The 12,075-nt window shown below is 75.3% G+C and carries 10 protein-coding genes and 1 pseudogene; 7 read left to right on the forward strand and 4 right to left on the reverse strand.

Annotation, left to right across the window (positions count from 1 at the left end; all coding sequences use genetic code 11):
• Positions 1 to 66: 66 nt before the first annotated feature.
• On the forward strand, positions 67 to 2,589 hold the full coding sequence (locus ACFWUZ_RS03640) for a beta-glucosidase (RefSeq protein WP_384366435.1): 2,523 nt from the start codon (positions 67 to 69) through the stop codon (positions 2,587 to 2,589).
• 58 nt (positions 2,590 to 2,647) lie between these two features.
• The gene (locus ACFWUZ_RS03645) at positions 2,648 to 3,322 is read left to right on the forward strand and encodes a DedA family protein (RefSeq protein WP_384366438.1); all 675 of its coding nucleotides are present in this window, start codon (positions 2,648 to 2,650) and stop codon (positions 3,320 to 3,322) included.
• A 78-nt stretch (positions 3,323 to 3,400) separates the two neighbouring features.
• On the opposite strand, the gene ACFWUZ_RS03650 is transcribed toward ACFWUZ_RS03645, so the two are convergent.
• Complete coding sequence (locus ACFWUZ_RS03650) at positions 3,401 to 3,946, reverse strand: gamma carbonic anhydrase family protein (RefSeq protein WP_384366441.1); 546 nt, start codon at positions 3,944 to 3,946, stop codon at positions 3,401 to 3,403.
• A 151-nt stretch (positions 3,947 to 4,097) separates the two neighbouring features.
• Here ACFWUZ_RS03650 and ACFWUZ_RS03655 point away from each other — a divergent pair, with 151 nt between their 5' ends.
• Complete coding sequence (locus ACFWUZ_RS03655) at positions 4,098 to 4,853, forward strand: acyltransferase (protein WP_384366444.1); 756 nt, start codon at positions 4,098 to 4,100, stop codon at positions 4,851 to 4,853.
• On the opposite strand, the pseudogene ACFWUZ_RS03660 reads toward ACFWUZ_RS03655, so the two are convergent.
• Positions 4,850 to 5,448: pseudogene (locus tag ACFWUZ_RS03660) on the reverse strand (EamA family transporter); the annotation flags it as partial. The gene ACFWUZ_RS03655 and the pseudogene ACFWUZ_RS03660 sit on opposite strands and share 4 nt — an antisense overlap.
• Positions 5,449 to 5,481: 33 nt before the next feature.
• Positions 5,482 to 5,937 carry a CoA-binding protein gene (locus ACFWUZ_RS03665; RefSeq protein ID WP_384366447.1) on the reverse strand — a complete coding sequence of 152 codons (456 nt, stop codon included), beginning with the start codon at positions 5,935 to 5,937 and terminating at the stop codon, positions 5,482 to 5,484.
• Between the two features lie 108 nt (positions 5,938 to 6,045).
• Between ACFWUZ_RS03665 and ACFWUZ_RS03670 the strand changes: the two genes are divergently transcribed.
• From ACFWUZ_RS03670 to ACFWUZ_RS03680, 3 genes are all read left to right on the forward strand, one after another.
• The gene (locus ACFWUZ_RS03670; RefSeq protein WP_384366450.1) at positions 6,046 to 6,672 is read left to right on the forward strand and encodes a YigZ family protein; all 627 of its coding nucleotides are present in this window, start codon (positions 6,046 to 6,048) and stop codon (positions 6,670 to 6,672) included.
• 84 nt (positions 6,673 to 6,756) lie between these two features.
• Entirely contained in the window at positions 6,757 to 7,929 is a 1,173-nt protein-coding gene (locus tag ACFWUZ_RS03675; RefSeq protein WP_384366453.1) for an exonuclease SbcCD subunit D, read from the forward strand.
• On the forward strand, positions 7,926 to 10,937 hold the full coding sequence (locus tag ACFWUZ_RS03680; RefSeq protein ID WP_384366456.1) for an AAA family ATPase: 3,012 nt from the start codon (positions 7,926 to 7,928) through the stop codon (positions 10,935 to 10,937). The genes ACFWUZ_RS03675 and ACFWUZ_RS03680 overlap by 4 nt, the downstream gene beginning before the upstream one ends.
• On the opposite strand, the gene ACFWUZ_RS03685 is transcribed toward ACFWUZ_RS03680, so the two are convergent.
• Positions 10,927 to 11,373: an Lrp/AsnC family transcriptional regulator gene (locus tag ACFWUZ_RS03685; RefSeq protein WP_384366459.1), complete on the reverse strand. Its 447-nt coding sequence runs from the start codon at positions 11,371 to 11,373 to the stop codon at positions 10,927 to 10,929. The two genes, ACFWUZ_RS03680 and ACFWUZ_RS03685, sit on opposite strands and share 11 nt — an antisense overlap.
• Before the next feature lie 94 nt (positions 11,374 to 11,467).
• Between ACFWUZ_RS03685 and ACFWUZ_RS03690 the strand changes: the two genes are divergently transcribed.
• Entirely contained in the window at positions 11,468 to 12,010 is a 543-nt protein-coding gene (locus ACFWUZ_RS03690) for a rhodanese-like domain-containing protein (RefSeq protein WP_384366462.1), read from the forward strand.
• The last annotated feature ends 65 nt before the right edge of the window (positions 12,011 to 12,075 follow it).

Consider the following 12,075-nt stretch of genomic DNA (forward strand, 5'->3'; position numbering starts at 1 on the left):
CGCACAGTGGGCGGGGGAGCGGCCGGCGCGGGCCGCTCCCGCCGACCCACGCCCCAGGGAGCGCCCATGAGCGAGGCCGTGTCCAGACGTACGGCCCTGCGGCTGCTCGGAGCGGCGGGTGCGGCCCTCGGCACCGGCGGCTGCGTCGCCACCGTGCCCCCGGACGCGGTGCGCAGCCGGGCCTCGCCCGCGCCCCCGACCGCCCCCGCGGACGCCGCCGGACCCGGAAGGGACGCCCGGGTCGACGCCCTGCTGGAGCGGCTCACGCCGGACGAGAAGACGGCCCTGCTCCACGGCGCCCAGGACCCCGCCCCCCTGGGCCAGGCCGGTTACCTCCCCGGCGTACCGCGCCTCGGCATCCCGGCGCTCCGCCTCGCCGACGGCCCGGCCGGGGTACGGGTCACCGCAGCCGCCACCGCCCTGCCCGCGCCGGTCCTGCTCGCCTCCGCGTTCGACCCGGCGCTGGCCCGCGAGTACGGCAGGGTCATCGGCCGCGAGGCCCGCGCCCTGCGCCAGGACATCCTGCTGGCGCCCATGGCCAACCTCATCCGCACCCCGTACGCCGGGCGGAACTTCGAGACCTTCGCCGAGGACCCGCGCCTCACCGCGGACCTGGTCGCCGAGGTGGTCCGCGGCATCCAGGACGAAGGGGTCGTCGCCGCCGTCAAGCACTTCGCCCTCGGCAACCAGGAGCAGGGGCGCGACACCGTCGACGTCGTCGTCGCCGAACAGACCCTGCACGAGACCGAACTGCGGGGCTTCGAAGCCGCCGTGGCCGCCGGAGCGGGAGCGGTGACGGCCGCGTACAACAAGGTCAACGGCGTCCACGCCTGCGAGAGCGCCCCGCTGCTCGGCGAAGTCCTGCGGGAGGACTGGGGGTTCGACGGCTGGGTGATGTCCGACCGGGACACCGCGCACAGCACGGTCGCCGCCATCACCGCCGGCCTCGACATGGAGATGCCCGGAGGCACCCGGTTCGGACGCCCGCTGCGCGAGGCGGTGCGCGCCGGCACCGTATCCGAGGCGAGCGTCGACCTCGCGGTGCGCCGGGTCCTCACCACCCTCCACCGGTTCGGGCTGCTGGACGCGCGCCCCGCGCGGCGGCCCCCGAGCGACGCCGCCGCAGGAGCCCGGACCGCCCGCACGGTGGCCACCTCGGGGGCCGTGCTGCTGCGCAACGAGCAGGAGACGCTGCCGCTGGCCGGCGCGGCCGCCCGCTCCATCGCGGTGATCGGGCCCACCGGGCAGCTGCCCTTCGTCAGCGGCGGCGGCAGCGCGCACGTGGTCCCCGAGGACGCGGACGCCCCGCTCACCGCCATCCGCCGCCGCGCCGGAAACGGCTCCACCGTGCGCTCCGCGCTCGGCGAGGACCTGTACGGCAAGCCCCTCCCGCCACGGCTGCTGACCCCGGCGGCCGCCCTCGACGACCGCCGGGTGGACGCGGGGCGCGGCTGGACCCACGAGGGGGAGTTCCGGCTCGCCGCGGACGACGAGTGGACCCTGATCGTCCACTACACCGGGCAGCGGCCGGGCGTGCGCCTCGACGGGGAGGACCTGTTCCCCGTCCGGGAAGGCATGGCCGAGCACTACGCCGGCGGCCTGCTCGGTACCGCGCCCGACGGGATGACGGTCCGCCGCCGCAGCCTCGCGCTCAAGGCAGGCACCCACCGGCTCACCGTCAACGCCCAGGGCGGAGCCGGGGGCCAGCGCTTCCGCCTGCGGCACACCACCGGCGCGACCCGCGCCGCGGACCTCGCCGAGGCCGTGCGGGCCGCCAAGGAGGCGCGCAGCGTGGTGCTGTTCGCCTACGAGGACGCCACGGAGGGCCGCGACCGCACCTCCCTCGCCCTGCCGGGCGGGCAGGAACGGCTGATCGACGCGGTCACCGCCGCGAACCCCCGCACCACGGTCGTGCTCAACACCTCCTCCGCCACGACCATGCCCTGGCTCGCCCGGACCGGCGCCGTCCTGCAGATGTACTACCCGGGCCAGGAGGGTGCGGCCGCTACCGCCGCCGTCCTCTTCGGCGACGCGGAGCCGGGCGGCCGGCTCACCCAGACCTTCCCGGCCGACGAACGGGCCACCCCGGTGGGCGGGCAGCCGCTGCGCTACCCGGGCGTGGGCGGCCGGCAGGAGTACGGCGAAGGCGTCCACGTCGGCCACCGCTGGTACGACGCGCAGCAGGTCACCCCGCTGTTCCCCTTCGGGCACGGGCTCTCGTACACGACCTGGCAGTACGAGAAGCTGAGCCTGCGGCCCGGCGGAGCCCGTGCGGGCGGGCTGCGCGTGGAGTTCACGGTCCGCAACACCGGCCGCCGCAAGGGCACGGAGGTGGCCCAGGTGTACGTCGGCCCCTCCCCGCAGCTGAAGCTCGACCAGCCCGTGCGCGCGCTGGCCGGCTACCGCAGGCTCACCCTGGCACCCGGAGAGGCCCGGCGGGTCACCGTGGACGTGGACGCCAGGGCCCTGTCGTCCTGGGACCCGGAACGCCACGCCTGGGTGCTGGGCGCCGGGCGCCGGGAGGTGTTCGTGGGCCGTTCCTCGCGCGAACTGCCGCTGAGGTCAAAGACGGTGGTCACGAGCCGGTAGGCTGCCCGCTCGGCGTGCCACTGGGGGCGCGCCGGGGACGACTCGGAAGGACGTACCGGTGCACATCCAGGAATGGCTGGAGACGATTCCGGCGGTCGCCGTCTACGTCCTGGTGGGGCTGGTGATCGGGCTGGAGAGCCTGGGCATCCCGCTGCCGGGCGAGATCATCCTGGTGAGTTCGGCGCTGCTGGCCTCGCAGCACGGGGAGATCGACCCCGTGGTCCTCGGGATCTGCGCGATCACCGGGGCGATCGTGGGCGACTCGATCGGCTACGCGATCGGGCGCAGGGGCGGCAAACCGATGCTGGAGCGGCTCGGCCGGCGCTTCCCCAAGCACTTCGGGCCGGACCAGGTCGCCATGGCGGAGCGCTCCTTCGACAAGTGGGGCATGTGGGCGGTCTTCTTCGGCCGCTTCGTGGCGCTGCTGCGGATCTTCGCCGGGCCGCTGGCGGGCGTCCTGCACATGCCGTACTGGCGGTTCCTCGTCGCCAATGTCTTCGGCGGCATCCTCTGGGCGGGCGGCACCACGGCCGTCATCTACTCGGTCGGCGTCGTCGCCGAGCCGTGGCTGAAGCGGTTCTCCTGGATGGCGCTCCTGGTGGCCGTCCTGACCGGCCTCACGGTGACGCTGGTGCTGCGCAGCCGGATGAAGAAGGCGGCGGCCGCGGCGCGCACCGCCGGGCCCCGGCCCGATCCCGAGCCCGCGCAGGTCCCGGTGACCGTCGGCGACTGACGCCCGCGGCCGTCCCCGCGGGGCCGGCCGCACCCGGGAGCCGGCCGCCCGGCGACCGGCTCCGGGAACGCGGACGGCTCAGGCCTGCGGGGTCACCGAGGCCCTGTGCTGCCGGGCCAGGTCCACGTACATCGCGGCGTTCACCTTGATGCCCTCGCGCTCCTCGTCCGTCAGGGGCCGGCGGACCTTCGCCGGGACCCCCGCGACCAGCGAGCCGGGCGGGACCACCATGCCCTGCGGGACCAGCGCCTGCGCGGCCACCAGCGAACCGGCGCCGATCACCGCGCCGTTCAGCACGGTCGCGCCCATGCCGATCAGGCAGTCGTCCTCGACCGTGCAGCCGTGCACGACGGCGTTGTGGCCGATCGAGACGCGCTCGCCGACGGAGACGGGGTAGCCGGGGTCCACGTGCAGCGTGCAGTTGTCCTGCACGTTGCTGTCCGCGCCGAGGGTGATCGAGCCGCAGTCGGCGCGCAGCACCGCCGAGTACCAGATGCTCGATCCGGCAGCCAGGGTGACGTCACCGACCACGACGGAGGTGGGCGCGGTGAAGGCCGTGGGGTCGATGGCCGGGCTCTTCCCGCCCACTCCTGCCACGAGTGCCGGGGCCGCCTGTTGCGTCATGTGTGTCTTCCTCTGTGCTTCGTCTGTGTTCGTCGTCCGGATGCCGCGCCTACCGGCACCGTAGGGCACGCGGTCCCGGGCCCAGGGCGATGGGGCGAACATCACAGGATCATGGCCGGACGTCCGCCGCACGGCGCACTACCGTGGCCGGGTGCCGAAGAAGCAGAACACGTTCTCATCTCTGACGGTCCTGCGCCGCAGGCTCGCCAACCGCGCCGTCCACGCCGGCTGGCGCTGGATGCAGCAGGCCGGAGCGGTCACCGCGCAGGCCCCGGGGAGGCTGCGCTTCGGCGCGATCGGGCACGGCACCCGGCTCGCCTTCCCCCAGGGCACGGTCTTCGGCGAGCCCTGGATCCGCCTCGGCGACTACTGCATCATCGGCGAGCAGGTCACCCTCACCGCCGGCATGATGCCGGACCTCGACCTCGGTACGGAGCCGATGCTGGTCCTCGGCAACGGGGTGGTCATCGGCCGCGACAGCCACGTCATCGCGGACGCCCGGATCACCATCGGGGACGACACCTTCTGCGGCCCCGGCGTGTACATCACCTCCACGAACCACAGCTACGACGACCCGCACCAGCCCGTCGGCAAGCAGTGGCCGCGCAGCGAGCCGGTCGAGATCGGCCCGGGCTGCTGGGTGGGCACCGGCGCGGTGATCCTGCCCGGGGCCCGGCTGGGCCGCAACGTCGTGGTGGCCGCGGGGGCCGTCGTACGGGGCGAGGTGCCGGACCACGCCGTGGTGGCGGGGGCGCCGGCGCGGATCGTGCGGCGCTGGGAGCCGGAGACGGGCTGGCAGCCGCCGCTGCGCACCCCGGCGCCGGTGCCCATCCCGGACGGGGTGACCCCGGAGCAGCTGCGCGGCCTGGCGCAGCTCGCGGAGGCCGAGGGCGCGCAGACCCTTTAGGGGCGTCCAGCCGCTCGGGCCGGGCTCGCGGCGTGCCGCCGGGGAACCCCCTGCCCGGCCGCCAGCAGGGCCGTGCCCGCGAGGGCCGGGCCCCCGCCCGCCGCCTGGACGGGGCGCAGGCGTTCCTTCAGTACGGCGAAGGCCGCGAGCGCGGTGACCACCGGGTGGAGCGAGGACACCACGGCGGCCAGGGTGACCGGGCCGTTCTGGGCGGCGACGGAGCAGGTGCCGTTCGCCGCGACGGCCGCGGCCCACGAAGGCCAGGGCGGGCAGCAGGGTCCACAGGAGGCGCGGACCCGTCCCCGCCGGCAGGGCCGGGGTGCCGCGAACGGTCCGGATCCCGAGGGCACCGCCGCCCACCGCGACGTGGGTGACGCACTGTACGAACAGCGCCGGGAACAGCCCGGTCACGGTGGTGGAGGCCTCCGCGATCAGGGCCATCACGGCGCCGACGCCGAAGGGCGGCGCCCAGGGTGAGGACGACGGCCCGGCGCCGCAGGGGAGCGCCGCGCAGCTCCGGTCCGCCCGCCAGGACGATGCCCACGACGGCCACCGCGATCCCCGCGAACTGCCCGGGGCCGGGCCGCTCGCCCAGCATCGGTCGCCGGCGCCGTCGAGATGCTGCACGTCACCGCGGGCGAGCTGACCCTGGCGGTGTCGGTCCTCCCCGTGCCGCCCGCTGGAGCGCCGGGATCTCGATCGCAGGGCACCGGTCCATGACCATGTCCAGGCCCGCCCCGCGCGTCCGCTCGAAGGCCGCCTCGTCGATCACGCCGAGCTGGAACCAGACGGCCTGCGCGCCGATGGCCGCCGCCTGGTCGGCGACCGGCCCCGCGAGAGCGCTGTTCACGAAGACGTCCACCACGTCCACCTGGAACGGGATCTCCGCGAGCGAGGCGTACCCGGGCTCCCCGTGCACCGTCTCGGCCTTCGGATGCACGGGGACCACGCGCTTGCCGAACTCCTGGAGGACGCGCGCCACCCCGTAGGCCGCCCGGTCCCGGTTGCCGGACAGCCCCACCACGGCCCAGGTGTCGCCCGACTCGGTGAGGATCCTGCGGATGGTTGCCTGATCGCCGTACACGTGCGCCGCCTCCTGCTGTTCCCGGTGTGCTCTCCCCGCCGTCAACCGCACGGATGCACGTCCGATTCCCCGGCCGGCCCGTCCGTGACCACGGCATAGGGTGGAGCGGTGAAGGCAGACCAGTACGTGACGGTGGCCCGCGAGGGCGTGCACGAGTCCGAGATCAACCGCTCGCGCTTCCTCTGCGCGCTCGCGCCCGCCGCGACCGAGCAGGAGGCGCAGGACTTCGTCGCCCGCGTCCGCAAGGAGCACCCCACCGCCTCGCACAACTGCTTCGCGTACGTCATCGGCGCCGACGCCTCGGTCCAGAAGGCCGCCGACGACGGCGAGCCCGGCGGCACCGCCGGCGTGCCGATGCTGCAGATGCTCATGCGGCGCGACATCCGCTACGCCGTCGCCGTGGTCACCCGCTACTACGGCGGAGTGAAGCTCGGGGCGGGCGGTCTGATCCGCGCCTACGGAGGCGTCGTCGGCGAAGCCCTCGACGCGCTCGGCACCGTCACCCGGCGCCGCTACCGGCTCGCCACCGTCACCGTCGACCACCAGCGCGCCGGGAAGACCCAGAACGACCTGCGCTCCACCGGGCGGACCGTGGTGGACCTGCGCTACGGCACCGCCGTCGAGATCGAGGTCGCCCTCCCGGAGTCGGAGCTGCCCGCCTTCGAGGCCTGGCTCGCCGACACCACCGCGGGCAGCGCCACCCTCACCCTCGGCGGGGAGACGTACGCGCCCTGAGCGCCCTGGGGACGGGTTAGCGTAGAGGGGTTCGGCGAGCGGGAGACGACCAGGGGGAGACGGCATGTGCGGCGGGGCCGGCGAGTGAAGTTCCTGCACACCTCCGACTGGCACCTCGGCCGGTCCTTCCACCGCGTGAACCTGCTCGGTGCCCAGTCCGACTTCATCGACCACCTCGTCGCGACCGCCCGCGCCCACGAGGTCGACGCCGTCCTCGTCGCCGGGGACGTCTACGACCGGGCCGTGCCGCCGCTGGCCGCCGTCGAGCTGTACGACCGGGCCCTGCACCAGTTGGCCGCACTCGGCGTGCCCACCGTGATGATCTCCGGCAACCACGACTCGGCCCGCCGCCTCGGCGTCGGGGCCGGGCTGATCGACCGGGCCGGGATACACCTGCGGACCGACCCCGCCGGCTGCGCCGACCCCGTGGTGCTGGCCGACGCACACGGCGAGGTGGCGCTGTACGGGCTGCCCTACCTGGAACCGGCCCTGGTCAAGGACGAGTTCCACGCCACCAGGGTGAGCCACGAGGCCGTCCTGGGCGCGGCCATGGACCGGGTCCGGGCCGACCTGGCCACCCGCGCGCCGGGCACCCGCTCGATCGTGCTGGCCCACGCCTTCGTCACCGGCGGGCAGGCCAGCGACAGCGAGCGCGACATCGCCGTCGGCGGGGTCGAAGCCGTGCCCGCCTCCGTCTTCGACGGGGTGGACTACGCGGCCCTCGGCCACCTCCACGGCTGCCAGACGATCAACGAACGGGTCCGCTACTCCGGTTCCCCGCTCGCCTACTCCTTCTCCGAGGACCGTCACCGCAAGACCATGTGGCTGGTCGAACTGGGCGCCGACGGGGCGGTCACCACCGCCGAGCGCATCGACACCCCCGTCCCGCGCGCCCTCGCACGGCTGCGCGGCCCGCTCGACGCCCTGCTGTCGGACCCGGCGTACGAGGCCCACGAGGACGCGTGGGTCGAGGCCACGCTGACCGACCCGGTCCGCCCCGAGGACCCCATGGCCCGGCTCGCCACCCGCTTCCCCCACACCCTCAGCCTCGCCTTCGACCCCGAGGGCCGCGAGGAGGAGACCGGCGGCTCCTACGCGCAGCGCCTCAAGGGCCGCAGCGACCAGGAGATCGCCGAGGACTTCGTCGCCCACGTACGCGGCGGCTCCGGCCACGCGGACGAAGCCGAACGGGCCGTCCTCCAGGGCGCCTTCGACGACGTGCGCGCCCAGGACAGCCGGCAGGAGACCCACCGATGAGGCTGCACCGGCTGGGCATCACCGCCTTCGGGCCGTTCGCCGAACCCCAGGAGATCGATTTCGACGCGCTGTCCGGCGCCGGGATCTTCCTGCTCCACGGACCCACGGGAGCGGGGAAGACCTCCGTCCTGGACGCCGTCTGCTACGCCCTCTACGGTTCGGTCCCCGGCCCGCGCCAGGCCCCCGGCACCAGCCTGCGCAGCGACCACGCGGCCGCCGCCACCCCGACCGAGGTCACCCTGGAGCTCACCGCGGGCGGCCGCCGGCTGGAGATCACCCGCCGCCCCGAACAGGACCGGCCCAAGAAGCGCGGCACCGGCACCACCAAGGACAAGGCCCAGAGCTCGCTGCGCGAGCACACCGGCGAAGGCTGGGTGGCGCTCAGCCGCTCGCACCAGGAGATCGGCGAGGAGGTCGAGCAGCTGCTCGGCATGAGCCGCGAGCAGTTCTGCCAGGTCGTACTCCTGCCCCAGGGCGAGTTCGCACGGTTCCTGCGGGCCGACGAGGCGGCCCGCGGCCGGCTCCTCGGCCGGCTCTTCGACACGCGCCGCTTCGCCGCCGTCGAAGCCCTGCTCGGTGAACGCCGGCGGGCCGCCGAGGCCAAGGTGCGGGCGGGCGACGAGAAGGTGCTGCACACCGCCCAGCGGCTCGCCCAGGCCTGCGGCGACAGCGCCGACCTGCGGGCCTGGCCGCTGCCGGGACACCAGCCCGGCGATCCCGGGCTCGCCGGGGCCGTCCGGGCCTGGGCGGCCGTCGCGCGCTGCTCCGCCCGCGAGCGGCTGGCGGTCGCCGAGTACGCCCTGGCAGCCGTCGAGGGCCGGCACGCCGCAGCCCGCCGCGCCGCCGAGGACGCGCGCGAACTGGACCGGCTCCAGCGACGGCACGCGGAGACCGCCGCGCGGGCCGCCGTCCTCGCCGCGGCGGGCCCCGAGCGGGAGCGGGTGCGCGCCCTGCTCGACCGGGCCCGGCGCGGCGCCCTCGTGGCACCGGCCCTGGAACTGCGCGGCGCCGCCTCCGCCGCCCACCTGGCCGCCGCCCACGCGGAGGCGGCCGCCCGCGCCGAACTCCCGCCCGCCCTCGCCGAGGCGGGCACCGAGCAGCTGGCCGCCGTCGAGCAGCGGCTGCGCGAGGACCTGGGCGCCCTGGGCGCCGCCCAGCGGGCCGAGCAGCGCAGCGCCGAGATCGGCCGCGAACGGGCCAACCTGGAACGGGAGTCCCGGGCGGCCGAGGAGCAGCATCAGGAGTCCGCGCAGTGGCTGGAGCGCTGGGAGGGCACCCGGGCCGCCCTCCAGGAGCGCGCCGACGCCGCCCAGCAGGCCGCGACCCTCGCCGAGCAGCTCGCCGGGCGGCTGGAGCCGGCCCGGATGCACCTGAACGCCGCCCGGCGGCGGGACGAGCTGGCCGCCACCGCGGAACGCACCGCGGGCGAACTCCTCTCCGTGCGCGAGGAGTCGGCCGCCGCCCGCGAACGCTGGCTGGAGCTCAAGGAAGCCCGGCTGCGCGGGATCGCCGCCGAGCTCGCCGAGGCGCTGGTGGCGGGGGAGGCCTGCGCCGTCTGCGGGTCGGCCGAACACCCCGCTCCGGCCCGCCCGGCCCCCGGCCACGTGGACCGCGCCGCCGAGGACGCCGCCCACGCCCTCTTCGAGCGGGCCGAGGAGGCCCGGGCCGCCGTGGAGCGCCGCCTCGCAGCCGTCGAGGAGGCCCGCAGCGAGGCCGCGGCCGCCGCCGGGGACGCCACCACCGCCGAACTCCTCGCCCTCACCTCGGACCTCAGCTCCCGGCATGCCGCCGCCCACGCCGCGGCCGCCGGACTGCACGCCGCCCGCGAACGGCTGGCCCGCGCCGACCGCGAGCACGCCGCACGCAGCGCCGACCGGCTCGACTCCGAGCGCCGGGCCGCCGCCAGGGCCTCCCGGCGCGAGGCCCTGGACCAGGAACAGGCCTCGCTGGAGACCGAGCTGGCCCGCGTACGGGGCGACGCGCCCACCGTCGCGGCCCGCGCCCGCACCCTGGAGGACCGGGTCCGCATGGTTTCGGGAGCCGCCGCCTCGCTGCGCCGCGCCGAAGCCACCGCCGCCCGGCTGAAGGAGGCGGACGACCAGCTCGCCGACGCGGCCTTCAAGGCCGGCTTCGACACCGTCGAGGCCGCCTCCGACGCCGTCCTCCCGGAGTACGAGCGCACCGCGCTGCAGCGCCGGCTCGACGCCTGGCAGGCGGAGGAGGCCACCCTGGCGGACCGCCGAGCCGAGGCCGGTACCGCCGAGGCCGCAGCCCTGCCCCCGGCCGAACCGGAACGGGCCGAGGCCTACGCGGTCCAGGCCGCGGCGAAGCTCCGTACGGCCGGTTCCGCCTTCGACGCCGCCCGGGTGCGGTGCGCCGAGCTGGACCGGCTCTCCCGCCAGGCCGAGCAGGAACTGCGCGCCCTGGGCCCGCTGCGGGAGGCCTACGACCGGGTGGCGCGGCTCGCCGGGCTCACCGCCGGCACCTCCGCCGACAACGAGCGCAAGATGCGGCTGGAGGCGTACGTACTGGCGGCCCGCCTGGAGCAGGTCGCCGCGGCGGCGACCGTACGGCTGCTGCGCATGTCCGGCGGCCGGTACACCCTCGTCCACTCCGACGCGCGCGCGAGCGGACGGGGCCGCTCCGGCCTCGGGCTGCACGTGGTCGACGCCTGGACCGGGAGCGAGCGGGACACCGCGACCCTGTCGGGCGGCGAGACGTTCTTCGCCTCCCTCGCCCTCGCCCTCGGCCTGGCCGACGTGGTCACCGACGAGGCGGGCGGCATGCGGCTCGACACCCTGTTCATCGACGAGGGCTTCGGCAGTCTCGACGACCAGGCCCTGGACGAGGTGCTGGACGTACTGGACTCGCTGCGCGAACGCGACCGCAGCGTCGGCATCGTGAGCCACGTCGCCGACCTGCGGTCCCGGGTCCAGGCCCAGCTGGAGATCGTCAAACAGCGCGGGGGATCGGTGGTGCGCCACCGCACGGCCGGGCTCACGGACTGAGCGGGCGCCGTCCGAGCGGGGACGAGTAGACGATGCTGGTGGTCACCGGGCCGAGGCCGGCGATGCGTCCGCTGACCTCCTCCAGGTGCGCCATCGACCGGGCGGCGACCTTGAGGACGAAGCAGTCGTCGCCCGTGACGTGGTGGGCCTCCAGGATCTCGGAGGTGGCGTCCAGGAAGTCGTGGAACGGCTTGTAGTTGCCGTGCGGATAGCGCAGGCGCACCAGGGCGAGGATCGACTTGCCCAGCTTCTCGTGGTCGACCACCGCCGTGTAGCCGGTGATCACCCCGACCTCTTCGAGGCGGCGCACCCGCTCGGTGACGGCACTGGCGGACATCGACACGGCGCGGGCGAGCTCGGTGAAACTGGCGCGGCCGTCCTGCTGGAGGACCTCGAGGATCCGCCAGTCGGTGGCATCAGGGGAGTATCCGGTCATGCCGCGTGTCTAGCAGGGGAATCCTCGGAAGAACAAGGATAAGGCCGGGGAAACTCACTTTCGCTGGTGATCAACAAATCGTAGATTCTGAGGCATGACGACGACACGGAACACCGCCGCCCCTGCCTCCTCCTCCGCTGCCGCGGCCCCCGCCACCGCTGCCAACCCCGTGCTCCGGGTGCCCCCGGCCTCGCCGGCCGCGGCCGCCGCCTACTTCGCCGCGAGCCTGGCCTTCCACGCGGACGTGTCCGATGTCGCCGCCGCCTTCAAGGCTCACCGCGAGGAGGGCGCCGAGCTGGGTTTCCAGCTGATCGACTCCCGCTCCACCCCGTCCTGGGACCAGGCCCACGTGCCCGGCGCCGTCCACCTGCCCACCGCCCTCATCCCCGAGCAGGCGGAGCGGATCCTGGACAAGAACGTCCCCGTGGTGACGTACTGCTGGGGCCCCGGCTGCAACGGCGGCACCCGTTCCGCACTGGCCCTGGCCGAACTCGGCTTCCAGGTCAAGGAGATGCTCGGCGGCATCGAGTACTGGATCCGCGAAGGCTTCGAGGTCGAGACCTGGCAGGGCACGGAGCAGCGCGCGGAGGCCGACCCGCTGACCGCCCCCACCGACTCGGACGATTGCGGCTGCTGAACCGCCGCCCCGCACGCGTACGGGCCGCCCGTCTCCCCAGGGGAGCGGGCGGCCCGTACGCGTGA

The sequence above is a fragment of the Streptomyces sp. NPDC058646 genome, assembly GCF_042716875.1.
In the GTDB taxonomy this organism is placed as follows: Bacteria; Actinomycetota; Actinomycetes; order Streptomycetales; family Streptomycetaceae; genus Streptomyces.

Bases quoted from the DNA above. Each gene is read 5' to 3' on its own strand.
- ACFWUZ_RS03640 (WP_384366435.1), top strand. From the start codon at position 67: ATGAGCGAGGCCGTGTCCAGACGTACGGCCCTGCGGCTGCTCGGAGCG.
- ACFWUZ_RS03650 (WP_384366441.1), bottom strand. From the start codon at position 3,946: ATGACGCAACAGGCGGCCCCGGCACTCGTGGCAGGAGTGGGCGGGAAG.
- ACFWUZ_RS03680 (WP_384366456.1), top strand. From the start codon at position 7,926: ATGAGGCTGCACCGGCTGGGCATCACCGCCTTCGGGCCGTTCGCCGAA.
- ACFWUZ_RS03685 (WP_384366459.1), bottom strand. From the start codon at position 11,373: ATGACCGGATACTCCCCTGATGCCACCGACTGGCGGATCCTCGAGGTC.
- ACFWUZ_RS03690 (WP_384366462.1), top strand. From the start codon at position 11,468: ATGACGACGACACGGAACACCGCCGCCCCTGCCTCCTCCTCCGCTGCC.